Origin of the sequence: Paenibacillus sp. RU5M (assembly GCF_900221055.1) — a bacterium.
In the GTDB taxonomy this organism is placed as follows: domain Bacteria; phylum Bacillota; class Bacilli; order Paenibacillales; family Paenibacillaceae; genus Paenibacillus; species Paenibacillus marchantiae.
This window is the reverse complement of sequence record NZ_OBQM01000007.1, coordinates 73,803-98,890: the sequence shown is the minus strand read 5'-3', so window position 1 is coordinate 98,890 and position 25,088 is coordinate 73,803. Positions and strand designations below refer to the sequence as shown.

At 44.4% G+C, this 25,088-nt stretch carries 25 protein-coding genes; 21 read left to right on the top strand and 4 right to left on the bottom strand.

Going from position 1 to position 25,088, the window contains the following annotated elements; genetic code table 11:
- The first annotated feature begins 92 nt into the window (after nt 1-92).
- The 6 genes from CRO25_RS20130 (at nt 93) to thiI (ending at nt 5,017) form a co-directional block, all read left to right on the top strand.
- Nucleotides 93-599, top strand: a complete 507-nt coding sequence (locus CRO25_RS20130; RefSeq protein WP_063567014.1) for a YpuI family protein — start codon at nt 93-95, stop codon at nt 597-599.
- 167 nt (nt 600-766) lie between these two features.
- Complete coding sequence (locus CRO25_RS20125; RefSeq protein WP_064636410.1) at nt 767-985, top strand: DUF1540 domain-containing protein; 219 nt, start codon at nt 767-769, stop codon at nt 983-985.
- A gap of 34 nt (nt 986-1,019) precedes the next feature.
- A complete protein-coding gene (locus CRO25_RS20120) occupies nt 1,020-1,439 on the top strand; it encodes a hypothetical protein (protein ID WP_371121652.1) in 420 nt (139 codons plus the stop codon).
- A gap of 242 nt (nt 1,440-1,681) precedes the next feature.
- Nucleotides 1,682-2,443 carry a lytic transglycosylase domain-containing protein gene (locus CRO25_RS20115; protein WP_079696202.1) on the top strand — a complete coding sequence of 254 codons (762 nt, stop codon included), beginning with the start codon at nt 1,682-1,684 and terminating at the stop codon, nt 2,441-2,443.
- A 174-nt stretch (nt 2,444-2,617) separates the two neighbouring features.
- Nucleotides 2,618-3,766 (top strand): cysteine desulfurase family protein, encoded by a 1,149-nt coding sequence (locus CRO25_RS20110; protein WP_079696201.1) that lies wholly within the window; start codon nt 2,618-2,620, stop codon nt 3,764-3,766.
- 6 nt (nt 3,767-3,772) lie between these two features.
- Entirely contained in the window at nt 3,773-5,017 is a 1,245-nt protein-coding gene (thiI, locus tag CRO25_RS20105) for a tRNA uracil 4-sulfurtransferase ThiI (RefSeq protein WP_079696200.1), read from the top strand.
- A gap of 130 nt (nt 5,018-5,147) precedes the next feature.
- Here thiI and CRO25_RS20100 read toward each other — a convergent pair whose 3' ends face one another.
- Nucleotides 5,148-5,849, bottom strand: coding sequence for a TerC family protein (locus tag CRO25_RS20100; RefSeq protein ID WP_063567010.1), 702 nt, complete (start codon nt 5,847-5,849; stop codon nt 5,148-5,150).
- 105 nt (nt 5,850-5,954) lie between these two features.
- Between CRO25_RS20100 and CRO25_RS20095 the strand changes: the two genes are divergently transcribed.
- From CRO25_RS20095 to CRO25_RS20070, 6 genes are all read left to right on the top strand, one after another.
- Nucleotides 5,955-6,614: a TerC family protein gene (locus tag CRO25_RS20095; RefSeq protein WP_063567009.1), complete on the top strand. Its 660-nt coding sequence runs from the start codon at nt 5,955-5,957 to the stop codon at nt 6,612-6,614.
- 288 nt (nt 6,615-6,902) lie between these two features.
- Nucleotides 6,903-7,397 (top strand): hypothetical protein, encoded by a 495-nt coding sequence (locus tag CRO25_RS20090; protein ID WP_063567008.1) that lies wholly within the window; start codon nt 6,903-6,905, stop codon nt 7,395-7,397.
- A gap of 177 nt (nt 7,398-7,574) precedes the next feature.
- Nucleotides 7,575-9,416 carry a translational GTPase TypA gene (gene typA / locus CRO25_RS20085; protein WP_063567007.1) on the top strand — a complete coding sequence of 614 codons (1,842 nt, stop codon included), beginning with the start codon at nt 7,575-7,577 and terminating at the stop codon, nt 9,414-9,416.
- Between the two features lie 311 nt (nt 9,417-9,727).
- Nucleotides 9,728-10,024, top strand: coding sequence for a YlaH-like family protein (locus CRO25_RS20080; protein ID WP_053781242.1), 297 nt, complete (start codon nt 9,728-9,730; stop codon nt 10,022-10,024).
- Between the two features lie 90 nt (nt 10,025-10,114).
- Nucleotides 10,115-11,176 carry an LCP family protein gene (locus CRO25_RS20075; RefSeq protein WP_079696199.1) on the top strand — a complete coding sequence of 354 codons (1,062 nt, stop codon included), beginning with the start codon at nt 10,115-10,117 and terminating at the stop codon, nt 11,174-11,176.
- A 99-nt stretch (nt 11,177-11,275) separates the two neighbouring features.
- Nucleotides 11,276-11,728: a pyridoxamine 5'-phosphate oxidase family protein gene (locus tag CRO25_RS20070; RefSeq protein ID WP_079696198.1), complete on the top strand. Its 453-nt coding sequence runs from the start codon at nt 11,276-11,278 to the stop codon at nt 11,726-11,728.
- A gap of 7 nt (nt 11,729-11,735) precedes the next feature.
- On the opposite strand, the gene CRO25_RS20065 is transcribed toward CRO25_RS20070, so the two are convergent.
- A complete protein-coding gene (locus CRO25_RS20065; protein ID WP_064636421.1) occupies nt 11,736-12,431 on the bottom strand; it encodes a YhcN/YlaJ family sporulation lipoprotein in 696 nt (231 codons plus the stop codon).
- A gap of 153 nt (nt 12,432-12,584) precedes the next feature.
- Between CRO25_RS20065 and CRO25_RS20060 the strand changes: the two genes are divergently transcribed.
- Together CRO25_RS20060 and CRO25_RS20055 are read left to right on the top strand one after the other, a co-directional pair.
- On the top strand, nt 12,585-13,919 hold the full coding sequence (locus CRO25_RS20060) for a PhoH family protein (RefSeq protein WP_024628438.1): 1,335 nt from the start codon (nt 12,585-12,587) through the stop codon (nt 13,917-13,919).
- A gap of 222 nt (nt 13,920-14,141) precedes the next feature.
- Nucleotides 14,142-15,422 (top strand): extracellular solute-binding protein, encoded by a 1,281-nt coding sequence (locus CRO25_RS20055; protein WP_072734493.1) that lies wholly within the window; start codon nt 14,142-14,144, stop codon nt 15,420-15,422.
- Here the strand turns inward: CRO25_RS20055 and CRO25_RS20050 are convergent.
- Nucleotides 15,414-16,493 carry a hypothetical protein gene (locus CRO25_RS20050; protein ID WP_079696197.1) on the bottom strand — a complete coding sequence of 360 codons (1,080 nt, stop codon included), beginning with the start codon at nt 16,491-16,493 and terminating at the stop codon, nt 15,414-15,416. The genes CRO25_RS20055 and CRO25_RS20050 overlap by 9 nt on opposite strands.
- A 181-nt stretch (nt 16,494-16,674) precedes the next feature.
- Entirely contained in the window at nt 16,675-16,911 is a 237-nt protein-coding gene (locus tag CRO25_RS20045; protein ID WP_053781237.1) for a DUF2626 domain-containing protein, read from the bottom strand.
- 315 nt (nt 16,912-17,226) lie between these two features.
- On the opposite strand from CRO25_RS20045, the gene CRO25_RS20040 reads away from it, so the two are divergent.
- The 7 genes from CRO25_RS20040 to CRO25_RS20010 all read left to right on the top strand — a co-directional run bounded on the left by CRO25_RS20040 (nt 17,227) and on the right by CRO25_RS20010 (nt 25,039).
- On the top strand, nt 17,227-17,877 hold the full coding sequence (locus CRO25_RS20040) for an RsfA family transcriptional regulator (RefSeq protein WP_063567002.1): 651 nt from the start codon (nt 17,227-17,229) through the stop codon (nt 17,875-17,877).
- Nucleotides 17,878-18,021: 144 nt separating this feature from the next.
- Nucleotides 18,022-18,984: a ketopantoate reductase family protein gene (locus CRO25_RS20035; protein ID WP_079696196.1), complete on the top strand. Its 963-nt coding sequence runs from the start codon at nt 18,022-18,024 to the stop codon at nt 18,982-18,984.
- Nucleotides 18,984-19,358 (top strand): DUF3397 domain-containing protein, encoded by a 375-nt coding sequence (locus CRO25_RS20030; RefSeq protein ID WP_063567000.1) that lies wholly within the window; start codon nt 18,984-18,986, stop codon nt 19,356-19,358. The genes CRO25_RS20035 and CRO25_RS20030 overlap by 1 nt, the downstream gene beginning before the upstream one ends.
- 151 nt (nt 19,359-19,509) lie before the next feature.
- On the top strand, nt 19,510-21,207 hold the full coding sequence (locus CRO25_RS20025; RefSeq protein ID WP_079696195.1) for a peptide ABC transporter substrate-binding protein: 1,698 nt from the start codon (nt 19,510-19,512) through the stop codon (nt 21,205-21,207).
- A gap of 189 nt (nt 21,208-21,396) precedes the next feature.
- Complete coding sequence (locus CRO25_RS20020; protein ID WP_063566998.1) at nt 21,397-22,329, top strand: ABC transporter permease; 933 nt, start codon at nt 21,397-21,399, stop codon at nt 22,327-22,329.
- Nucleotides 22,330-22,376: 47 nt separating this feature from the next.
- Nucleotides 22,377-23,258, top strand: a complete 882-nt coding sequence (locus CRO25_RS20015) for an ABC transporter permease (RefSeq protein WP_371121656.1) — start codon at nt 22,377-22,379, stop codon at nt 23,256-23,258.
- A gap of 17 nt (nt 23,259-23,275) precedes the next feature.
- Nucleotides 23,276-25,039 carry an ABC transporter ATP-binding protein gene (locus CRO25_RS20010; protein ID WP_063566996.1) on the top strand — a complete coding sequence of 588 codons (1,764 nt, stop codon included), beginning with the start codon at nt 23,276-23,278 and terminating at the stop codon, nt 25,037-25,039.
- Nucleotides 25,040-25,088 lie beyond the last annotated feature (49 nt).

The following is a 25,088-nucleotide window of genomic DNA, read 5'->3' as shown; positions in this document are numbered from 1 at the left end:
TGGTAGGATAGTACCTGAGAATTCAAGGTCAGGGGAGAACCTCCCGTTGGCCGATCTATATGTAAGGACTTATTTAAGGGGGAGCTACCTTTATGTCAGCAGCCAATGTACAGAAAACATGTGAGTCAACTAGGGAAAAGTTAAAACCGGCTATCGATCGGATCGAAAAATTTTTGAATGAAAATGCCTTGCCTGAACTGGATCAGAATCAGACGGAGGAGTCATCAGCCTTCTACAAAGGATTTCTTTCGGATCTCCGTCATTTGCTCGTTTTTTCTGAAGTTTCTTACGAAAAACTTGGCGTTGTGCTGCGTCGTGCCAATTTTGATGTCGATTTTGCCGAAAAGGCTCTCTATAACACATACCATCAAAGCATAAACAGCTTTTTTTATCCTAAAAATGAATGTTACTCCGAAGATGGTAGATATGCTTACACTGGTCAGGATGCGATCCGATTCCGTGATAAGCCGATTCGTGCAGTACGTGATGTCATTCTTGAGATATCGAAAACGTACGAAGAATTGCGCGATGATTTGGCCTTTTATGAAAGTGACTACCTCACGCAGCGTCGGATGCAAAATCAACGCAATCACGCGTAAATACATTTTTTAACTTATATGCGAATTGGACAAAACCGCCCTTGTGGCGGTTTTTTTGCGTGTTCTTTCAACTGGCATCGCGGATAAAGGATCATGTCATCATCTGGCATTTCGTTGGAGAATAGCCGATTTACGGTGCGGAGACAATAGATGTCGAGGTGATAAAAATGAGCCAAGAGAAGCCGATCGTCAAATGCAGTGTTGCTAACTGCCACTTTTGGGGAGAAAACAATTTCTGCCAGGCTGATGCCATCATGATTGACATTGACCAACATGCCACCCGTCGCTTACATGAGGAATTTGCCGGAGAGACCTTTGATTCTGATCATCATGATCATGCCCGTACTTCATCTGCAACTTGCTGTCACACATTCAAACCGAAATGAGCAGTCATTCCCATTTATATGGAGGTGCTTTGCATTGAATAATGACCGTAGAGATGATCACCCGTTGCAACGTCCAAAAACGACTCCGTTAGATGAAAAGCAGCGTCAGCGTGTAGACTATCCAAGACGTAGCCACAGGGAAGAGTATGGTGCAGAGGTAGCGCCCCCAACAGGTTCTATTCGAACAGAACCTACGGAAAGAACCGATCATACCCCTGTGAAGCGTGAAGATGACGACGGTGTCATGAAATCTACTGGCCGAATCTCCGGATATATGGGTCTGGCCTTTGGTATCGCATCCTTATTTATGTGGTCCATTGTCCTTGGTCCAGCTGCAGCGGTACTTGGTTACTATGCTTACGTCAATGGCCGGAAAACGGCGGGTGCGTGGTCCATTGGACTTGGCGCAGTGGCAACACTTAGCTATTTCTTCATGATTCCATTCGCCCGTTAATAAAGCAAAAACATGATCTGATTATCAGTACAAAAAATGATAACCGAACTGGATATGAGTTGGTTATTTGCAGCCTTCTGCTTCCACCTTACTTAAGGGGTGATTGCAGAAGGTTTTTTCGCATATACGCAATGAAGTTGTAAAATCGGTCTATTTTTTTGAAAACAATGGAACCTGCCTGTAAAATAATGTAGAATAAAGTCATAATCTACGTTTACATTATACGGGAGTGAATATAACTCATGCAGATTGATCCGCGCGCGTCGCGGCAGTTGCTGGAACTGCAATTGTCCAATAGTCTCAACGAAACAAATGCATCGGATGGAAACTCCGCTTCAACAGTGGATTTTGCCAGTATGATGGACGGGCTGCTCGGTACGAATTCAAATACTTTGAACAATACGAGTAGCGTAGGCGAAGACGTGAATTCTGCTGCGGTCTCCAAACGATCCAATGACGGTCTGTTGTGGCTGCAACTGGGCAGCATGTATAACCCGGATGCAAGTTCTGTTTCTTCCTCAAACAGTAATGAGGTTTCTTTATCTTCCCTGTTAAATACTGGAGCAGTGGATTCGGGTGCATCTGTACCTACAGATTTTGAATCTTTGATTGCCTCAGCGAGCGCCAAATATGGGGTGCCTGAATCTTTGATCAAGGCGGTTATTGATACAGAATCCGGTTTCAATCCGAATGTAGTGTCTTCCGCAGGTGCCAAAGGACTGATGCAGTTGATGGATGGGACGGCAGCAGGGTTGGGAGTAAGCAACGCTTACGATCCCGCTCAAAATATAGATGGTGGAACCAAATACCTTTCTCTCCAGCTCCAGCGTTTTGGTGGCGAGGTGAAGATGGCACTTGCTGCTTATAATGCCGGACCGGGACGGGTTTCGAGTCTGGGTGTATCGAGTGACGCTGAACTGATGAGTGTACTTAACCGCCTCCCTTCGGAAACACAGGCTTATATCTCCAAAGTGGAGAAAGCACAGTCGAAATATTCGGTATAAATGGTATAGACCAAAGAAATGGCAACACAACAGTACGCCCAGGAAGAGATCAAACGCGGGAACAGCAGTCTTAAATGTGCTTAGTTCCTGTTTGGTCTTTTTGTGTTGAGCGGGGATCGTGTTACAATGCTCACTGTAGATTCCACAACGAACAGACAAGGAGGGGAACCTCATTTGAAATATTTTGATTATGCAGCAACGACGCCTCCTCATCCGGATGTCGTTCGTACAATGGCCGAGATTATGGAGGCGCAATATGGGAATCCGTCATCGATACATGGATATGGTGAGCGAGCCCATCAATTGTTGCGCCGAGCGCGATCTGGTTGTGCCGCCGCAATTGATGTGAAACCGGAAGAAATCGTATTTACCTCAGGCGCAACTGAGAGCAACAATCTTGCCATTAAAGGGGCGGCATTACAGTATCAGTCTCGGGGCAAACACATCATTACAACTGCAACGGAACATGCTTCAGTTTACGAGAGTTTTGTGCAGCTACAGCAGTGGGGATGGGAGGTCACTTGGCTTCCCGTGGATTCCGATGGTCTGGTTAGCGCCCAGCAGGTAGTGGATGCCATAAGATCGGATACGGTGCTTGTGAGTCTGATGCATGTGAACAATGAAACAGGAGCGATACATCCAATTGCTGAAATCGGTGTACGACTGAAAAAGGAAGCACCAAAGGTGCTTTTTCATGTAGATGGTGTGCAGGGTTTTGGCAAGATGGAAGCTAAACCTGCGGCATGGGGCGCGGATCTTTACAGTTTGTCTGCTCACAAGATTCGTGGTCCCAAAGGAGCTGGTCTTCTCTACGTACGAAGTGGAGTCGAGCTAACGCCTTTACTGTCAGGGGGTTCCCAAGAGCAGGGACTAAGAGCGGGTACTGAAAATGTACCTTTGCTTGTGGGTATGGCGAAGGCGATGCGTCTCGCTGCGGAACGTCAGGCTGACTTTGCACAGCGTACAACGATTTTGCGAGATCGTATCATGGAGGTCATAGATACTATTCCCGGACTTGTGTTAAATAGTCGTAAGGAGGGTGCGCCGCACATTGTTCATTTTTCCTATCCTGGAATGAAGGCAGAAGTGGCGCTGCATACCCTTGAACAACTTGGAGTAACTGTTTCTACACAATCTGCCTGCTCTTCGCGATCGGCTGAACCCAGCAGGGTATTGCTTGCCATGGGCAGGGATAATGTTTGTGCTGCTGGTGGATTGCGTATTAGTCTTGGAGATGAACATACAGAAGAAGATGTGGCACTGCTGGAGCAGGCTTTACATCAGATGGTGGCGCAGCTGCGCCCGTTGGAAAGGCGGATGTGATTTTAGATGAAATATGATATGCTGCTTCTCCGTTTCGGAGAGTTTATGTTAAAAGGAAAAAACCGTGCCCGGTTCGAAAAAACAATCATCACCCAGGTACGTTCCCTGCTCAAACCTTATCCAGGTGCAAGTCTGCGGAAGGAGTTTGGACGGTTGTATGTTGATCTGGGTGGCGAATCTCATACAGAGCTGATCCCTGTGCTGAAACGAGTATTCGGCGTTATGTCGATCAGTCCGGTTAAAGTGACCCCATCGGAGACTGACCAAATCGTGGAGACAGCCGTTGCTTTTATGGATGAAAGAGAGTCTGAATTCAAAGACGGTACCACGTTTAAAGTTAATGCACGGCGTGTTTGGAAAGAGTTCCCCAATTCTTCGCATGAAATGAACCATCTGGTAGGTTCTCCGATTCTTCGGAAATTCCAGCAGTTAAGCGTCGACGTGCGTCAACCTGACATTGAACTGCGCGTGGAAATTCGGGATCAGGGTACGTATATCTTCAGTGAGGTGATTCCGGCCGTAGGCGGGTTCCCTCTTGGCACAAATGGAAAAGCGATGCTGTTATTATCGGGTGGCATAGACAGCCCTGTAGCGGCATGGTCTTCGATGCGTAGAGGCCTGGAAGTGGAATGTGTACACTTTTACAGTTATCCGTTCACAAGCCAGCGTGCCAAAGAAAAGGTCATTGATTTGGCGCGTGCACTTGCTGATCATGCAGGCACAATTAAGCTGCATCTGGTTCCTTTTACGGAAATTCAAACTGCATTTACCCAACTGGGACAGGATAACTTGATCATCACACTGATGCGCCGCTCCATGTTACGTATTGCAACCAAGCTGGCTGAACGTGAGCGTGCGCTTGCACTGATTACCGGAGATAGTCTGGGTCAGGTAGCGAGCCAGACCCTGCCAAGCATGAATGTCATTGGACGTGCGACGGATCTGCCGTTGCTGCGACCACTTGTCATGATGGACAAACAGGAAATTATAACTTTATCCAAACAGATCGGGACGTATGATATATCGATTCTGCCATATGAAGACTGTTGTACTCTTTTTGTACCGAAATCCCCATCCACCAATCCGAATCTTCGCATTGTGGACAAGATTGAAGCAACCATGAGTCAACTGCCGGAATGGGTGGAGCAGGCGGTGGAGCAGACAGAAACAATTACGCTTCATGCAGGCGAGAATTTTATGGTAACCAATCAGCAGAATGAAGTTAATGACATGAAAGAAGAGTGGTTCTGAGGAACCGTATTCTGGATTGAATAACATAATAAGGACTATGTTATCTTCTTGAAGAAAAAGGACTGCCGATGTATTATCGGTCAGTCCTTTTTTTATGGTTGTGTTTGATGGGAATCCCATTTAATAAAGCTTAGGAATAGGAGTGCTGCCGTTCTCCACCTGGTTTATTGCTGCTTGCACGTTTGCGATATCCTGCAAATACGACACCAGCAGTAACGAGAACGATAAATAAGATTCTCAGTGCCGGATGCTCAGTGAAGAAAGGTACAAGACGCTGCTCCTCTGTGATCATGTTTGAAGCCGTATACCCAAGCACGATAGCTCCAAGATAAATGATCCAAGGGAAATGGTTAATTAATTTGATAAACAACGTACTGCCCCACACGATAATAGGTACACTGATCAGCAGTCCGAGTATAACAAGCACCAAGTGCTGCTGTGCTGCACCAGCAACGGCGATGACGTTATCCAGTCCCATGGCAGCGTCTGCGATGACAATCGTTCGCACGGCTACCCAGAGAGAACTGCCAGCCTTGATATCGGAATGCTCTTCCCCTTGATCTGCCAATAGCTTGTACGCAATCCAGATCAGGAGTAATCCCCCAACAAGGAGTAGCCATGGCACTTTAAGCAGCCAGAGCACAATCACGGTGGCTACAATGCGAATCAAAAGTGCACCGCCTGTTCCGTAAAGAATCGCCCTTTTCTGCACAGAAGGGTGCAAATTTCGAGCTGCGAGACCAATCACGATGGCATTATCGCCAGCCAGAATTAGATCAATAAATACAACGTTCAACAACGCTAGCCAAAAAGCGGGGCTAAACAGCTCCATACGATGTCACTCCTTCTATATATCCAAACCTGAGAAAGCTTGTTCAACGTTTAAGAATAGCATGGACAACTTTGACATACAAGTTAGAGTGGGGGGATGAGGAGCATGGATACGCTATGGCTGCTGACCGAAATATTAATGATCAATCTGGTTCTGAGTGGGGATAACGCGGTTGTTATTGCCCTTGCAAGCAAGGATTTGCCGGCGAGACAGCGCAAGCAGGCGGTATGGTGGGGGGCTTTCGGCGCTGTTGTTTTGCGTTGTTTGTTAACCTTTGCAGCTGTGCTGCTGTTGGGTATTCCTTTTATTCAGGCGGCTGGTGGTCTGCTGTTGCTCTGGATTGCTGTCAAGCTGCTGCTTCAGAATGAAGATGAAGTACATATTCGTAAGGCGTCCACGACCTGGAAAGCGATCCAAACGATTTTGATTGCTGACTTTGTCATGAGTCTGGATAACGTTCTCGCGATTGCTGCGCTGGCGGATGGGGACTTGGCACTCACGGTCATCGGAATTGCCATAAGTATTCCGATTGTGGTGTGGGGCAGCGGATTAATTGTCGGTTTGTTGAAGCGATTTCCGATTCTGGTGTTTGCCGGTTCAGGTATTCTGGCCTTCACAGCAGGTGAGATGGTGATGAATGATCCGAAGCTAGGACAGTGGCTTGGTGGCTTGGCTGCTGAGGCGCATACACTGCTGCCTGTAGCTATGGCTTGTCTTGTAATCGCGATTGGAGGAGCGCACAAGTTTGTTCGTCGAAACGTGTAAGTCGATTTGAGCAAATGGAAATGTGAATTTTCTGGCGAACTGCCCGTAAAGGGCAGTTTTTTGCTGTATTTATTTGTTCAGAAGAAATGGGTGAACTTGAATAAGTCATAGACCGATCATTTTAGGGTAATACAGGATAATGGAGAGAGGCGAAGTACGACATAAAGTGTAGTTTTTTGCATACACATCGGCTACACTAGAAGAAGGCTGGGAACAGTCAGTCATCATGGTGTGCTTATAGTTTATCTTACGGGGTACATAGCCAAATGTTATAAGAGGTGATTGTAGATGAGGATGAGAAATGAAAAAGCAATCGGAATATTTATTTTTGTTGCAGGTTTAATAATTTTACTTGGTAAACTAGGTGTGTTTGGCTTTATTGGACGGCACTTCTGGCCTTTGCTCATCTTGTTGCCTGGTATTGCTCTTCATGCATTATATTATGCAAGGCTCACGCCATCATGGTCACTCGTTCCAGCAGGAACATTAACCGTCTATGGTCTGTTGTTCGGAATCACGAATACATGGGGCAGCGGATTGATGAGCAACCTGTGGCCTGCTTTTTTGCTTGGAATTGCCGTTGGTTTGCTTGAATATGCACTGGCTGATCATCGAAGACCCGCAATGGTACTTCCGGTGGCATTGGGCGTTGGCATCCTTTCAATTATTTTATTCGGATTTACACTGCTTCACACCGGTATTATCTACGTTCTGGCGGTAATTTTGATTGTAGGCGGGATGTGGTTGCTGTTTGGCCGAGGACGCCAAGGGAGAGGCTGGTAACATTCCCAGTGGTCTTTAAAGCGAAATATCTTGATTTTTACCTATGATCAACTATAATATAAGGGATATAGGCATGCGTCGGGATATCACCGACGCTTATTTTGGGTGAGTAACCTGCGAATTTGCGGGAAGTTTAGTAGATAAGAATTGAAATTGGAAAGGATATGGATACAAACCATGCATTCAAGAGAACACATTCGCAATATTGCGATTATTGCCCACGTCGACCACGGGAAAACAACGCTCGTCGACAAGTTGCTCCAGCAATCCGGTACTTTCCGTGATCACGAAACGGTACAGGAGCGCGCAATGGACTCCAACGATTTGGAGCGTGAACGCGGTATTACGATTCTGGCCAAAAACACAGCTATTACCTATAAAGATTACCTGATCAATATTGTGGATACACCAGGACACGCCGACTTTGGTGGTGAAGTGGAACGTATCATGAAAATGGTTGACGGCGTTTTGCTCGTTGTTGATGCTTACGAAGGATGTATGCCGCAAACGAAATTCGTACTTCGTAAAGCTTTGGAGCACAACCTGACACCAATCGTTGTTGTAAACAAAATTGACCGTCCAGCGGCTCGTCCGACTGAGGTTATTGATGAAGTACTGGACCTGTTCATTGAACTGGGTGCCAACGATCAACAACTTGAATTCCCTGTTGTATATGCTTCCGCATTGAACGGAACATCCAGCATGGATAATGATCCTGCAAAACAGGATGACAACATGATGGCGATTTACAATACCATCGTTAGTCATATCCCACACCCTACCGAAAATGTTGAAGAACCACTTCAATTCCTCGTTACTTTGATGGACTACAATGAATACCTTGGCCGTATTGCCATTGGTCGTGTTAACCGCGGTGTGATCCGTCAAGGACAATCGGTAACGGTTATTATGCGTGATGGTAAGAGCAAAACTGCACGTATCGAGAAACTGTTCGGTTTCCAGGGTCTCAAACGTATTGAGACGGAAGAAGCAGGAGCAGGTGACATCGTTGCGATTGCAGGAATCAAGGACATCAACATTGGTGAAACCATCGCTGATCCGAACAACCCAGAAGCACTTCCAGTTTTGAAAATTGATGAGCCTACACTGCAAATGACGTTCCTCGTGAACAACAGTCCATTCGCAGGTCGTGAAGGTAAATGGGTAACTTCCCGTAAACTTCGTGAGCGTTTGTTCAAAGAATTGGAAACTGACGTATCCCTTCGTGTTGACGAAACGGATAGCCCGGATGCATTTGTCGTTTCTGGACGTGGTGAGCTTCACTTAGGTATCCTGATTGAAAATATGCGTCGTGAAGGATATGAGCTTCAAGTATCCAAACCAGAAGTTATCGTTAAAGAAGTTGACGGTAAGAAAATGGAACCTCTAGAGCGCTTGTTGATTGATATCCCTGAAGAAAGCATGGGTTCCGTAATGGAGAGCCTGGGCGCACGTAAAGCAGAGATGGTTAACATGGTCAACACAGGTAGTGGTCAAGTTCGTCTGGAGTTCCTGATTCCAGCACGTGGTTTGATCGGATATAGCACCAACTTCCTGACATTGACTCGTGGTTACGGTGTAATGAACCATGCATTTGACAGCTACGCTCCAGTAGTATCCGGTCAAGTAGGTGGACGTCACCAAGGCGTGCTGATCTCAACTGAAACTGGTACATCTACGTTCTATGGCATGATGGGCGTTGAGGATCGCGGTACGCTCTTCTTGGAGCCGGGTACTGAAATCTACGAAGGTATGATTGTTGGTGAACATACACGTGACAATGATATCGTTGTTAACATCTGCAAAGAAAAACAACTGACTAACGTTCGTTCTTCTGGTAAAGATGATACGGTTAAAATTAAAACTCCGATTATCTTCTCGTTGGAACAGGCGCTTGAATATCTGAATGAAGATGAATATTGTGAGATTACACCAAAATCTATTCGTCTCCGTAAGAAGATCCTGAACAAATCCGAGCGTGAGCGTGCAGAAAAACAACGCAAAATGGCTACAAAATAACACCTAACTACAACTAAAATAAATGATATAAGTTAACGTTTGATGGAACACATATACACCATCGACGTCGATTACAACCCGCTGAAGTAGTGGAGGATTCGGAATCGATTCTGTAGGAGCGAAGCGTTCGCCTTTATCCCCGGATTTTACCATTGAGAAATGGATCAAAAAAATATGGGGATAACAGCGACCGAAAGAACGATCCGAATCCGAAACGGTCACATGCAGAGTTTTGTAATTTATGTTGTTGGAAGGGTTCCATCAACCAGTTAACTTATATCTAGCATGAACACGAAAGGAGCTGGCTGTGCATGCAAGCATGGTTCGCATCAAACCCGATCGTAGCCTACATCGTCATCTTTGTATTGATTACTTACGTATATAACAAGGTGTTTCGGGTACGTCAGAAATTGCCACTTGGTAAGGAAATCGTTCTCTATATATTGATGGCGATGGGCACATTCATGCTTCTTGTGTTTCAAATCGACAAGTTGCCAATTATTCAATGTTTGCTGGTGGCTGTTGGTTTGATGCTGTTAGTGAGAGTTCGGTATTTTATTGAAGGTCGTCAAAAGAAAAAAGCGGAAGCTGCCGCTCGAAACTCATAAATTCTGTATAGTATAGACCATCCGTTTTCCTTAGGGAAAGCGGTTGTCTTATATATAGGCCAAAACAGATGTGATAAAGGTGTTGAAGATATGAACTCGAATTCGAACGGACTGCCTCCACGGAGACAGGCACCGACTCAATCCGGCGCTTCTGGATCGAAGAACGGCAAAGGTAAGCAACCAAAGAAGAAGAAAAAGATGCGAACCTTTGGCAGACTGATTTTAAGTTTATTGGTTATTGCAATTGTGGTAGGCTGCGGATATCTCTATTGGGTATACAATCAGGTAGCTGATACGGGCATTGACAAGCCAGTACCGGCTGGAATGTCAGCGAAAACCAAACCCATTACGATGTTGCTGCTAGGTACGGATAACCGTCCCGAAACAGGTACGTATCTATCGGATGTGGTTATGGTAGCTTCTCTGAATCCGGAGACCAAGACGGCAACCATTGTATCTTTACCTCGGGATACCCGTATTCAGTTGGATGGATATAAGGCGAATAAATTAAATTCCTATTATCCTAAATTTAAAGCCCAAGAAAAAACCTCTGGCAAAAATGCAGAGGAACAAATGAAAGAAATGATGGGCAAATATCTGAATGTGGATATCAATTATACGACAGTACTGAATTTTCAAGCATTCCGGGATGCGGTTAATGCTGTAGGTGGCGTGGATGTAACAGTGGATAAAAACATGTGTTACAAAGATACGGCCGATGGCACGGATATTAACCTGGTGGCTGGTGCACAGCATTTGGATGGCAAAGAAGCACTTGATTTTGTTCGTTACCGTAAATCGAACTGTAAGCCGAAGACAGATGAATCCAACGATTTTGACCGAAATAAACGTCAGAATCAAGTGTTGAATTCTATGTTGGATCAGTTGAAATCACTGGGAGGCGTAACGAAGATTGGTAAAGTGATAGGCGCTATTGACGACAACATGACAACTGACGTGGAATCGGAGCAAATGAAGAACTTCATTTCAACCTATTGGAATATTTCCAAATCGGATGTGCACTACACACCTGTAACCGGAGAGTGGAGAAGTCCATATGTATATATCAACGAAACTGAATTGGCTAATGCTAAACAGGCGTTGCAGGATACACTTTCAGGCAAAGTAACAGCATCTCCGACAGCTGAGTAACATTGATTCTTTTGGGATTGGAAGCAAGTTTGATGGTATGCTATAATAACATCAACAACGAATCAAGAATTGCATAAAGAAGATTAGGGGGCTGGTTGGATGTCCGAAGCCGTCACACAATTGACTGAATCTCTTTTACAGCAATTCAAGAACGAAACCTTTGTGCTCTTGAGCACCGTGGACATTGAATCTGGAGGTCCGACATCAACAGCAATCTCCTGGATTTATGCGGAGAATGCTTCTACCCTTCGTGTGGCGATTGATCATCGTTCACGTCTCGTGAACAATATGATCGAGAATCCGGCTATTACCGTCACCATTTTTGGAGAAGAGATGGTGTATGCGGTGAACGGACGTGCTTCCGTACGACAAAATCCGTTACTGGATGTTCCGTTTAATATGTGCTGTTTCGACATTTCCATTGAAGCGGTAAGGAATGCCCTTTTTTATGGAGCCCAGCTATCTTCTGTGCCTCAATTTGTCAAAATATATGATCAGCGTGCTGCTGAGAAATTAGATGAGCAGGTTTTTACTGCAATGAAAAAAGCCTAGTGAGAGATCACTGGGCTTTTTGTTGTCTTTTGTCAGAAGAATGCAGCTGCTGCATTTGTTGTTCACGTTCAACATGTTCATCCGGATTTTGACGGACTTTGACATCTTTGGGTAGTTGGGGAATGATCCTGCCCACCATGTCTGCGAGTTCTGAAGCGAAACCGGATATTGGATGACCTTGACGAATATGTTCACCGATTTCCTTAATACGCTCGGTGACATCAGCATCTGCGGTAACAATTGAATCCACACCTTCCGGATCTTTGCGGAGGGCTTCGGCTACTGAGTATTTAATTGTACCTACTCGTGCACGTTCCAGTTCACCGTCAACATCAATGCCAACTACGGCTGTATTTCCAAGAATGACACAGTTGGCATCTTTGACACCTTCCACTTGCTTGGCAAGTGTTTTGAGGTGGGTGACCCTTTTTTCATTTGGCATCCGATCGGCCTTGGTGTTGTCCATGACGTTTTTTTCATGAACCTCACCTGTATTTTCGGTCAGATGGTCCACAGCTGAAGGGTGCAACCGATCTTCCTGAGTATTGAGCATGTGAGATCCTTTCCTTTGGTCTTGCTGAGTTGTAACATTTCCTCCGTAACCTTTGGCATGCTGACCTTGTTGCTGCGAGGCATTACGTGTAGAACTGTTGCAGCCTGTAAGTATAAAGATCAGAAGCAGCGTGCAAACCCAATATTTCATAAATGTTCATCCTTTCCTGGAGTTTTTCAGAATGGTTGACAATTATTTTGTCCTAGTCGAATACATTTATGTATGGGAGCATGATTGTCCATGTCGCTGCTGAAAGATCAAACTTATCCATGCCTTTAACGACGCCGCTTTGGAGGGGATTGAATGAAAAAGATTTTTGTATTGGATACGAACGTGCTTCTGCATGACCCCAATGCCATATTTGCCTTTGAGGAACATGAGGTAATCATTCCCGCGGTTGTACTGGAGGAGATAGACTCCAAAAAAAGAAATGCCGATGAAATTGGGCGTAATGCCCGTAATGTATCGAGACTTCTTGACGGGTTGCGTGAATTGGGACATTTGCACAGTGGCGTCCCTTTAGCTAATGGAGGCAATCTGAAAGTGGAACTGAATCATCGTAGTTTTGTGAAAGTACAGGAAATGTTTGGAGAAGTGTCCAACGATAATCGGATTTTGGCCGTCGCCCTGAATTATCAGATTGAGGAAAATGAGAAAGAGGTCGTTGAACGACAGGTGGTTCTGGTCAGCAAGGATGTGCTTGTTCGTATCAAAGCGGATGTACTCGGTCTTTTCACACAGGATTACTTATCAGATCGCACGGCAGGTCTCAGTGAATTATATCCAGGCTACACTGCCCTCAAGGTTCATCCTTCGGTCATTGATGAGTTTTACACATATCGCTTTCTACCGATCAAACCGTTACAGTTGTCTTATTCGCTTTACCCGAATGAATTTGTAATTCTCAAGGATGAGATGGGAACCAATAAATCGGCTTTGCTCAAAGTAAACACAGAGGGAACGAAGTTGGAACCACTGTTCCTGAGTAATGATAATGTATGGGGCATCAGTGCACGTAACGCGCAACAGCGTATGGCCCTAGAACTGCTCCTGAATGATGATATTCCACTTGTCACGATTACAGGAAAGGCAGGTACGGGGAAAACCTTGTTGGCGCTTGCTGCGGGTTTGCTTAAAGTGGAGGATGACCATAAGTACAAAAAATTATTGATCGCTCGTCCGGTTGTGCCAATGGGGAAAGATATCGGTTATCTTCCTGGTGAGAAAGAAGAAAAACTAAGACCATGGATGCAGCCGATTTATGATAACTTGGAATTTTTGTTTGATACCAAAAAAGCAGGCGACATTGATAAAATTTTGATGGGTCTTGGCAGTATTCAGGTTGAGGCACTCACTTATATTCGTGGTAGGTCTATACCAGGACAGTTTATCATTATCGATGAAGCGCAGAACCTGTCTCGACATGAAGTGAAGACCATTGTATCGAGGGTGGGCGAAGGCAGTAAAATTATTTTGATGGGTGACCCTGAGCAAATAGACCATCCTTATCTGGATTCAGCAAGTAATGGTCTGACGTATATTGTGGAGCGATTCAAGCAAGAGGGAATCAGCGGACATATTATGCTGGAAAAAGGAGAACGTTCCAAGTTGGCTCAGCTTGCAGCAGATTTATTGTAAGGTAACGGAAAGTTATTTCCCGGAAAATGTTTCTATTAAACCGGCTCTTCGAGCCGGTTTTTTTGCTGAAAAAATAAAAATCAGTTATTGCACAGAACTCGATATGCTCGAAGTATGCAAAATATCGGAAAACTGTTTTTTGGCAGGATAGGACAAGAGCACTACTTATTTGTTACAATGAGTGTTGCAGGAAAAAATTAGGGGAGCAAGGAGGGGAAGTTAATGAAGCGTGGACACCAGGTTGTTTTGTTCGCAGTGCTGCTGCTTTCGTTAACGATTCTGTCTCCCAGCTTTGATTTTAGAGGTTCACAGCTTAATCAGGAACGAGATCAGGAAAAAGATGCATTTCCCAACACGTCATCTCGTAGCGAAGACCAACATGCCCCACTAGAGATTGTAGTCTCGATGTCTGAGACCGACTTTAAATCATTTAAAAAGATGGCTAATGAAGTAGCAACTTCTCAACATGTGGAAATCAGTCTTCGGAATTTGGAGCCGGATACATATAAGCGAGTGCTTGATAATAAATTTTCGGTAGGAGAAAGCGGAGATATCATTCTTCTGGATAGCGCGGAAGTTCAATATCATGCCAAAAAAGGACATCTGTATCCGTTGAATGGTACAACACTGTCCAAGTCTTTGGGAGAAACTGTGGTAGGCTTACGAGAAATGACAGAGTGGAATGGTTACCAATGGGGGATGCCGTTTGATTTTGACGCTTATGTACTTGCAGCTCGCTCTCCATTCCTGGACGAAGCCGGTTTGGCAGGTTTACCGAAAAATAAGGAACAGTGGAACAAACTTGTACAACAAGCAACGCAGGATGAAACGGATTTAATAAGCATAAATTTAAATGACCCTCACGCGGTAAGTGCGTGGTTGAATCAGTTTGATCCAGGCATGGCTCCCGACAAAATTAAGAAAGCGCAAACTTCTTCGCAAACGGAGGCGTACCAACAGATCATACAGTTGATAGATCAGATCCAGTCGCATATTAACGTCGAATCAATGAATCCGACGATCTCTTCTTCGGGTGAGCAGACGGGAGTTCCTATGGTAGTAACGTTGCTGTCTCGTTTGTTGAGTGGAGATCAAGGCGTGGCAGGCGAACAGGAATCATCGGAGAAGATAGCTCTCAGTGCGTTAGAACCGCTGAGATCAAGAAGTCTTGTTATCGCAGCTGGATCACTTGAGGCGGAAGAGGCCAGCCGCTGGATTGAAGGGATGACATCCTCTGCCGTGCAATCGGAGTGGTACCAACAGGCTAACTATTTACCAGCAAAGCAACAGGAACTAGATCTTGAGTCACAGAAACTAATAACGAAGTATAATACGACGGATGTAAAATCCTGGTTTCCTGCTGACTCTTCGCAGGCTGTTATGACGGAAAGTCCTATACTAACTTCTGCCTTTCAAAAGAAGATCCAACAACTTCTCGCGGGAGAGATCACGGCTAATCAGTACGTCAAAAGCATTATTGCCTTGCAAAGCTCGTCAAAATGAAATGGCGAGCTTGACTTCAAGTATGCCTTCGCTTGTGGATACCTCTGTGGCTTTGACAAACGACAGAATCTTCTGTGGGTAAAATCCGAGATCGAATTCTCGTTCCAGCATACGACGTGTGGTATCGGGCAGTTCTAACTGATTAAACACAAGTTTATCGACATGAAATCGAATTGAATTCTGAGGTTCATTCTCGACCGTATAATGGCCTTCAATGCTTAATTGCAACTGATCACGCTGCCCGGAAGCAGTGATTCGATCTTTGTCGAACTGAAAGGCGAAGTCTTCAAAGATCGGATTCTGTGATCGAAGAAACGTATTCAGCTCATCTTGTCCAATTCGAATGGTGTACGATGTTCCGGTAGTGGAGATTCCTCCGTTTTGTTCCTGGATAAACTGTGGCAGGTTCTGCATAGCTGATGCCAAAGCTTTAAAATATCGCTTGACCTCGTATATGCCAATGTTCTCCCAATAGATGGTCAACTCATCCATCAATTTCTGCATGGCTGCAGCATCCCCGCTGGCAGCTACTTTTCCGTCCACTTCTTTCTGCAAAGCTAGTACTCGTTCACGTTGATTTTGAAGATTGTTTTTGAGTTCAGACAGTTCTGCAGAGGTCTGATTAATCTGGGCAGACGTTTGCTGCATGGTGCGATATCGATCCTGATACTTGTTCAGTACAGCCTGATCCCTGCCAATAATAATCTGATAGTAATCGTATAGAATGAACAGGTCCTTAAAGGATCTTGCCCCCAGTACCGTCATCAAGAGACTATCACGCTCCCCGGTATAGTAGGATCTTACAACTGCACCCGCTCGGTCTTGCTGAGTATGTATCTGGTCTTCCTGTTCCTGAAGCTGAATGGATAACGTCTGACGCTGTTCGTCTAGCTGTTTTTGTTTGGCTGCAATACGTTCGATTTCATGATCGATTTCGACGATGGATAGGCTTTGTTGCAGTATTTCGCGTGTTTCCTCAGAGGAAGGTTCTCCATAGGCATAAGTCCAAGGTATCTGGATCAAAAATATAATACATACGATGAAGCCAGGAATGCCGTATCGACGTTTCACCTATCATTCTCCTTTCCATATCTACATATGATGCGAACAGGCTTATCTCTTCCAGACAATATATGAAATAGATACGTGAAATATCCGTAGTGGTTACATAACACAAAGAATAGTCATTTAATCTAAAAACGACAAAAAAGCAATCCGACATTAGCCGGATCGCTTTGATGCTGCTGGCGGATTAGAGCGGCAAATCCATTTGGAATACGGTCCAGTAGCTGAACCCTGTGAATGTCACGATCATATAACCCCAGAAGAGCAATATGTACGTACGTTCGGTAAATTTCAAATATCCCAAAATGACAAAAAACGCAGTCTGCAGGAAAAAAAGCAAAGCCATTTCGACCAGGTCTCCCGCAAAAGCCATCAGGCCAATCGCTAGCGTGAAGAACCCGAGTACCCGAAACATGCGCGCCACGGTAAGTCCTCCTCTCCTATGTACGATCATAGATTGTCTACACAACATTATACCGGGAAAGGAAAAAGGTGTAAACAAAATTGGATATGAAAGCGAATTCTTTTTTTGGCCTAAAAGAGTTAAAGTATGGTTTGTTTTGCATATGTAACGTATGAGTACTCATAAATATGGAAATACATTTTAGTATGAAATCAATTCTATGAACTCTATGAGAGGCATAAGAATGAATGAAGCAGCTTTTATACCTAATTCACATACCGGGAAATCGGTTATGGGGACGGTTATTTTAGGATGTTGTTAGGAGGGTATTATAGCATGACTGCAGTGAGACAGGATGCTTGGAGTACAGAGGACGATTTGATTTTGGCTGAGGTTACTTTGCGTCATATTCGGGAAGGAAGTACACAACTAGCTGCTTTTGAAGAGGTTGGCGAAAAAATAGGCAGAACTTCTGCCGCTTGCGGTTTTCGCTGGAACAGCTGTGTACGTAAGAAGTATGAGTCTGCTATTAGCAATGCTAAGGCTCAACGACAAAAACGGAGTTATCTCCGCAAACAACCGGCTTTGCTTGGACCACAAGTAGCGGCTTTGTCCACCCTGGATACAGAAGAAAATCTGTACAAGGCGGATGGTATTTCGGAAGATTCTCTATCCATTGATGCAGTTATACGATTCTTGCGGCAATGGAAGGGAACTGTGCAGGAAAACGGTCGTCAGCTCAAGATGCTTGAGAAAGAGCTTCGTGAAAAAGAGGATGAACTTCATGAACTGCGTTGCGAGAATGATCGTCTGTCTAAGGAAGTGAATGAAGTACAGACTGATTATCGTGTTGTAAACGACGATTATAAAGCACTGATTCAGATTATGGATCGTGCTCGCAGACTCGCATTTCTGACAGAAGAAGAAGAGGAACTCAAAACGAGATTCAAAATGGATGCCAACGGGAATCTGGAACGAATTGAATAAAAGCAAATTGTATCTGATGATCAGCATTAGATTAGGACCCGTCACACCTCCGTTACATAACGGCGGGTATGATGGGTTTTTTGTTTGCTGTTTTTGTTCTATTATAGATAAAAGCAACTATTGGAGCAGAGGTAGGGATGCAGCATGATCATTGACGTTGTAGGATCAGGGTCACTGGGTCTTTTGTATGGAGGTAAGCTTCAGGACGCAGGCAACGAGGTTCGGTTTTGGACCAGAACGGCTGAACAGGCAAATAAACTGAGTATAGAAGGATTTAAGGTCATCGAACGGGAGAAAACCATCCAGATTACACCTGATCATATCCAGGTCAAACCGATTACGGAGTTAACCCGAGTGTGGGAACACTCACCTGGAGATTGGCTACTATTAATGGTGAAACAGACAGCGATACTTGATGTAATACGTGAAATTGGTTCATTGAAGACGCAAGTGCTCAACATCGCATGTTTCCAAAATGGGGTTGGGCATCTGGATCATGTGCAATCCAATATGCCGCATTCCAATATATACAGCGTCATAACTACAGAAGGGGCGAAACGTCAGCAAGATGGAGTCATCCGTGCAGGTATAGGAGAGACCTGGTTGGGCAAAAGTGCAGATGTACGTATCTCACCTCTAACGCCAATGAATCAAAATGACCCCATTCGTTTACAGGGACTTTTGCAGCAGGCAGGATTTGGCTGTACAGTGTCGAATGAAATCGATAAGCTGATTTATAGGAAGTTGTTAATCAATGCTGTCATTAACCCTCTTACCGCGATATGGCGTATTCCTAACGGTGAGTTAATTACAAAGGAAGAGCGAATCGTGTTTATGCGTCAGCTGTACGATGAGGCATTGGCGGTATACAGAGCAAGCGGAATACTTCTTGATGTTGATGTGTGGGAACAAATCCTCTCCGTCTGTCGTTCCACAGCCTCAAATACATCTTCCATGCTGTCGGATGTTCTGCATGGACAACAAACGGAGGTGCAATCCATTAACGGGCAAATCGTAAGCATGGCGTGTCGGTGTGGCCTGTCCGCTCCGATGCATGAAGTACTGCTTCATCTGATTGAAGGTATGCAACCGGAAGGAGTGAGTTAATGGGATTTTTTATTGTGCTGAGCATACTGCCGTTCTTTCCATTTTTTCTTGTGTATTGGATCATGTATGGATGGAAAAAAGATAAGCGTGTGGCGCTGCGCTCGGCAATGGATGTAACAACCTTATTCCTTATATTCTCTGTATCGGCGTTATTCAACTTAACATTTGATTCGAATTTTGGATTTTATTTAACACTAATACTCATACTAATAGCGCTTGGATTCATCGGAGGTGCACAAAATCGGCTCAAAGGTAAGGTCGATAGGGGTAGAATGTTCCGGGCCGTTTGGCGCATGGCTTTTGTCATAATGAGTTTTGGGTATGTTTTGTTTACTATATTTGGATTATTTAGATACTTCATGAAACAGATGTGAGGATACATAACGCAAAAGGGCTAAAAAATGTGTCGATTTTGTCGAAAACTGAAAAAAACATTACTTTCTGAAAAAGTAATGTAGATTTTTTTGACCGGTGGTTGTATAATCTATAAACATATACCACATCAATTTAGGGGGAAAGTGTTAGATGAAAAGGAAAAGTCTATTAGTCCTTTTGACGCTGATTTTGGCGTTCGGTACCGTACTTGCAGCGTGCGGATCGAAAAACGAAGGCACAGGTAACACCGATACTGGTTCTGCAACCGAAGGAAATGGTCTTGCTAAAGATCAAGTCCTGAAAATTAACCTGTCAGCTGAACCTCCTACGTTAGACCCGGCTCAAGCAAAAGACAGCCAAACCAACACTGTTCTGAAATTCTTGTATGAAGGTCTTGTGCGTATCGACCCTGATGGCAAAGAAGCTCCAGGTGTTGCTAAAGACTGGGTTATTTCTCCAGATGGGTTGAAATACACTTTCAACCTGAACCCGGATGCTAAATGGAGCAATGGTGATGCAATCACTGCCGAAGACTTTGTACGTTCTTGGGAACGTGCTTTGAAACCGGAAACAGCTTCTCCATATGCTTACCAATTGTATTACATCAAAGGTGCTGAGGGTTACAACCTGAGCAAAGACGAAACATATAAAGGTACTAAAATCACAGACTTCTCTCAAGTAGGTGTTAAAGCTACTGATGAGCACACGTTGGAAGTAACGTTGGAAAACCCAACACCTTACTTCTTGGGTCTGACAGCATTCTACACGTACTACCCAGTACACAAGTCTGCTGACACGAATGACAAATTCTTCACAGACTACAAAAACATGATCGTTAACGGACCATTCACAATGGATCAATACGCTAAAGGTCAAAAAATCGTCGTGAAGAAAAACGAAAGCTACCATGCAGCTTCTGACATCAAATTGTCTGAAATTAACATGTCCCTGACAAACAGCAGTGCTTCCGAACTGCAAGCTTATAAGTCTGGACAATTGGACTACACAGGCGCACCTAACGGTGAAATTCCTTCCGACCAAATTCCTTCTGTAAAAGCGGAATTGCCGGACGAGTTTAAAGCTACTGGTATTGCAAGTACTTACTACTACCAGTTCAACGTTAATGAAGCTCCATTTAACAATGTTAAAATCCGTAAGGCTTTTGCAATGTCAATCGAGCGTCAATTGATCGTTGACAAAGTAACACAAGGTGGACAAATTCCAGCTTTCGGCTTTGTACCTCCAGGTATCCGCGGTGAAAACGGCGAATTCCGTGATGAGCACAAAGATGACTACTTCACTGAGAACGTAGAAGAAGCTAAGAAATTGCTTGCTGAAGGTATGAAAGAAGAAGGCTACACAACATTGCCAGCAGTAACTTTGATCTACAATACTAGTGACGGTCACGCGAAAATCGCGCTTGCTGTTGCTGATATGTGGAAGAAAAACCTTGGTGTTGACGTGAAAACGGAAAACCAAGAGTGGGGCGTATTCCTTGAGAACCGTCAAAACCAAAACTTCCAAATCGCTCGTGCGGGCTGGTCTGCTGACTACAACGATCCGTACAACTTCTTGGAAATGTGGACTACTGGAAACACAAACAATGATTCCAAATTCAGCAACGAACAGTATGACAAAGATGTTAAAGAGACTGTAAAATCTGCAGATCCAGCTACTCGTATGGCTGCTTTTGCTGACGCTGAGAAAATCCTGATTCAAGATGAAATGGGCGTATTGCCGATCTATTACTACACTAACGTATCTTTGACTAAGCCTTACCTGAAAGGCATACAACTTGATTTCAGTGGAGCTATTGACTTCACTCGTGCATATCTGGAAGAGAAATAAGTTGTTCTGAAGTCTATATGATTACTTCGGGATATATATGTGGAATTCCATATATATCCCGATTTTTTTGTATGTGCACCGATTTTCCTTATAATTCTTGAAATTTCCGATAAATGGATTGGACATTATTCTTGTCTAATTCTACAATCGATTTGTATACAAAATATTGTTTGTGGAGGTGTGCAAGGGTTGGTTAAGTACGTGCTGAAAAAACTGCTATTTATGCTGCTATCGCTTTTCATACTCGCATCAGCAACCTTCTTCCTTATGAAGGCCATTCCGGGTGACCCTTTTACATCCGAGAAAAAAGTATCACCTGAAATCCGGGCACTTTTGGAAGTGAAGTATGGTTTGGACAAACCGATGTATGAACAATACCTGAAGTATATGGGTGGAATCATCAAAGGTGATTTCGGGGTTTCTATGAAATACCTGAATCAAGATGTAACGGGTATGATCACTCAAACGTTTACAGCATCGCTGAAGCTAGGAATCTTTGCGATTATTATCTCAATTGTTGTGGGTGTCTTGTTGGGGCTTATTGCCGCAGTGTACCATCGCAAGTTGATTGATGATATTACGATGATTCTGGCTGTTATCGGGATTGCTGTTCCGAGTTTCTTGCTCGCATCCCTGGTGCAATATGTTTTTGCATTCAAACTCGGCTGGTTTAATGTTATGGGCTTCGATGGCCCGCTCGACTATGTGCTTCCGGTTGCCGCACTGTCAGCATCTCCAATTGCCTTTATCGCACGTTTGACGCGTTCAAGCATGTTGGAAGTGTTGCATGCAGACTACATCAAGACAGCCAAAGCCAAAGGTTTGAAATGGCCTGCTATCATGTTTAAACACGTTTTACGGAACGGTATTCTGCCAGTCGTTACTTACGTTGGTCCGATGACAGCAAATATTATCACAGGTTCCGTTGTTATTGAGCAAATCTTTAATATTGGTGGAATTGGTAAAGTATTTGTAGAGAGTATTACGAATCGTGATTACACGATGATCATGGGGATTACAATCTTCTATGGTATTCTCTTGATGCTTGCACGTTTCCTGACGGATATCGCTTACGTGTTGATTGATCCTAGAATTAAGCTAGAAAGCCGGAAGGGGGCATAACGTTGTCTGGCAAGAATAACAACAATAATGAAACGGCGAACACAGGCCTGGATAGTCAGGCAGCGTTGAAATCGCAAGAGAGTGTATCGCTATTCAAAGACGCTATGTACAGACTTGCAACCAACAAGGCCGCTATGATTAGTTTGGCTGTTCTAGTCCTTGTTGTCATTTTCTCTATGATTGGTCCAACTTCGTTGTTCTCAAGCTATAATTATTATTCCAATGATTTGTTGAATGCCAATGCTGCACCGAGTGCTGAACACTGGTTCGGAACAGATGAACTGGGTCGTGATGTATGGGTAAGAACCTGGGTAGGTGCACGTGTGTCTCTTACTGTAGGTTTGGCTGCTGCTTTGATTGACCTTGTCATCGGGGTAATTTATGGAGCCATTATGGGCTTCTACGGTGGACGTGTTGACGGCATCATGAACAAGTTCTCCGAGATCTTGTACTCCCTGCCATACATGCTCGTTGTTATCCTGTTGCTGGTTGTATTGGAGCCAAGTCTGACAACGATTATCATTGCACTTACCATTACAGGATGGATCAGTATGTCCTGGATTGTGCGTGGTGAGATTATGCAACTCAAAAACAGAGACTTTATCCTTGCTGCTCGTTCCATGGGCGCAAGCACTGGACGTCAACTCTTCCGTCATTTGTTGCCAAATGCTGTCGGACCAATTCTCGTTACATTGACATTGTCCATCCCAAATGCCATCTTCGCAGAAGCATTTTTGAGCTTCCTCGGATTGGGTGTATCTGCACCTAAATCCTCTCTTGGATCTATGATCAATGATGCACTTACAGGCTGGACGCTGTATCCTTGGCGGATGTGGTTCCCTGCAGGTTTGATGGTTATGACAATGCTCGCATTTAACTTGCTTGGTGACGGCTTGCGCGACGCGCTTGATCCGAAATTACGTAAATAGAAATAGGAGGTGGGATTATGGAGCCGATTTTAACAGTCAAAGACCTGAGTGTGTCATTCACGACGCGTTCTGGTGAGTTTGATGCCGTTAAAAATGTGAGTTTTGAACTTGGCAAAGGAGAGACGCTGGGGATCGTAGGTGAATCCGGTAGTGGTAAGAGTGTTACTGCCCAAACCATCATGAAATTGATTCCCTCCCCGCCTTCGAAGGTCAAAAGCGGAGAAATTACTTTTCACGGGCAGGACCTGCTGAATAAGACAGATAAACAGATGGAAGCCATCCGTGGTAAAGATATCGGCATGATCTTCCAGGATCCAATGACTTCTTTGAATCCTACCATCAAAATTGGTAAGCAAATTACAGAGGTACTGCGCAAGCATCAGAATATGTCCAAAAAAGAAGCTGAAAAAAGCGCATTGGAAATGCTCGAACTTGTAGGCATCAAAAATGCGGAGTCGCGTATGAACCATTATCCACACCAATTTTCCGGTGGTATGCGCCAGCGTGCTATGATTGCGATTGCCTTGGCATGTCGTCCATCCCTTCTGATTGCGGATGAGCCAACAACTGCACTCGACGTAACGATTCAAGCACAAATCTTGGATGTTATGAAAGACATGCAGCAAAAGCTTGGAACTTCGATCATGCTTATCACGCATGACCTTGGAGTAGTGGCAGGAATGTGTGATCGTGTTGTCGTTATGAAGGAAGGCGAAGTTGTTGAAACAGGAACAACTGCTGAAATCTTCAGTAATCCTCAACATCCATACACGATTAAATTGCTGAATGCTCTCCCTCGTCTGGACGAGCCTAAAAAAGAAAAGCCTACTCCAGTTGGTATTATCAAAGGTGCCAACAAGCCGCTGGTTCAAGTGAAGAACCTGAAACAATACTTCAACTTGGGCAAAGGCAACATTCTAAAAGCGGTTAATGATGTTAGCTTTGATATTTTTGAAGGCGAAACACTTGGAGTTGTAGGGGAGTCGGGCTGTGGTAAGTCCACAACTGGCCGTACAATTCTGCGCCTTTATGAGCCAACAGGCGGAAATGTTAACTTTAATGGAACGGACATCTACAAGCTGTCTCCGCGCAAGATGAAAGAAATGCGTAAAGATATGCAGATGATTTTCCAGGATCCTTATGCATCTTTGAACCCACGTTTCAACGTTATGGATATCATCGGTGAATCTCTTGATATTCATGGTCTGGCGTCAAGTCGGGCAGAGCGGAAGAGACGCGTTGAAGAATTGCTTGATCTTGTAGGTCTGAATCCTAGCCATGCACTCCGTTATCCACATGAATTCTCAGGTGGTCAAAGACAACGGATCGGGATTGCCCGTGCATTGGCTGTAGACCCTAAATTCATCATCTGTGATGAGCCATTGTCTGCATTGGACGTGTCCATTCAGGCTCAGGTCGTTAATTTGCTTGAAGAACTTCAGCAACGCCTCGGCTTGACATACCTGTTTATTGCACATGACTTGTCCATGGTTAAACATATCAGTGACCGTGTAGCTGTAATGTACATGGGTAAAGTGGTGGAGTTGGCAGAAAGTGAAGAACTTTATGCTAATCCAATTCACCCTTACACCAAAACATTGCTGTCCGCGATTCCTGTACCTGATCCGGAAGTAGAAGCGAGCAAACGTCGCATTTTGCTGCCGGAAGAACAAGCACTTAAGAATGGATCTGGTGGTCCTGCAAATGATCCATACAACCTGCAGAACGCTCAATTGATTGAGATATCCAAAGGTCACTGGGTAGCAGAACCTTACGTATAAAAAGTACAATTTTCATTTGGACTTATCCATGAATATCAAACCGCCGACT

Bases quoted from the DNA above. Each gene is read 5' to 3' on its own strand.
- thiI (WP_079696200.1), top strand. From the start codon at position 3,773: ATGAAATATGATATGCTGCTTCTCCGTTTCGGAGAGTTTATGTTAAAA.
- CRO25_RS20040 (WP_063567002.1), top strand. From the start codon at position 17,227: ATGACTGCAGTGAGACAGGATGCTTGGAGTACAGAGGACGATTTGATT.
- CRO25_RS20025 (WP_079696195.1), top strand. From the start codon at position 19,510: ATGAAAAGGAAAAGTCTATTAGTCCTTTTGACGCTGATTTTGGCGTTC.
- CRO25_RS20035 (WP_079696196.1), top strand. From the start codon at position 18,022: ATGATCATTGACGTTGTAGGATCAGGGTCACTGGGTCTTTTGTATGGA.
- CRO25_RS20090 (WP_063567008.1), top strand. From the start codon at position 6,903: ATGAGGATGAGAAATGAAAAAGCAATCGGAATATTTATTTTTGTTGCA.
- CRO25_RS20075 (WP_079696199.1), top strand. From the start codon at position 10,115: ATGAACTCGAATTCGAACGGACTGCCTCCACGGAGACAGGCACCGACT.
- CRO25_RS20095 (WP_063567009.1), top strand. From the start codon at position 5,955: ATGGATACGCTATGGCTGCTGACCGAAATATTAATGATCAATCTGGTT.
- CRO25_RS20030 (WP_063567000.1), top strand. From the start codon at position 18,984: ATGGGATTTTTTATTGTGCTGAGCATACTGCCGTTCTTTCCATTTTTT.
- CRO25_RS20060 (WP_024628438.1), top strand. From the start codon at position 12,585: ATGAAAAAGATTTTTGTATTGGATACGAACGTGCTTCTGCATGACCCC.
- CRO25_RS20115 (WP_079696202.1), top strand. From the start codon at position 1,682: ATGCAGATTGATCCGCGCGCGTCGCGGCAGTTGCTGGAACTGCAATTG.
- CRO25_RS20100 (WP_063567010.1), bottom strand. From the start codon at position 5,849: ATGGAGCTGTTTAGCCCCGCTTTTTGGCTAGCGTTGTTGAACGTTGTA.
- CRO25_RS20055 (WP_072734493.1), top strand. From the start codon at position 14,142: ATGAAGCGTGGACACCAGGTTGTTTTGTTCGCAGTGCTGCTGCTTTCG.
- CRO25_RS20125 (WP_064636410.1), top strand. From the start codon at position 767: ATGAGCCAAGAGAAGCCGATCGTCAAATGCAGTGTTGCTAACTGCCAC.
- CRO25_RS20070 (WP_079696198.1), top strand. From the start codon at position 11,276: ATGTCCGAAGCCGTCACACAATTGACTGAATCTCTTTTACAGCAATTC.
- CRO25_RS20010 (WP_063566996.1), top strand. From the start codon at position 23,276: ATGGAGCCGATTTTAACAGTCAAAGACCTGAGTGTGTCATTCACGACG.
- CRO25_RS20065 (WP_064636421.1), bottom strand. From the start codon at position 12,431: ATGAAATATTGGGTTTGCACGCTGCTTCTGATCTTTATACTTACAGGC.
- typA (WP_063567007.1), top strand. From the start codon at position 7,575: ATGCATTCAAGAGAACACATTCGCAATATTGCGATTATTGCCCACGTC.
- CRO25_RS20080 (WP_053781242.1), top strand. From the start codon at position 9,728: ATGCAAGCATGGTTCGCATCAAACCCGATCGTAGCCTACATCGTCATC.
- CRO25_RS20130 (WP_063567014.1), top strand. From the start codon at position 93: ATGTCAGCAGCCAATGTACAGAAAACATGTGAGTCAACTAGGGAAAAG.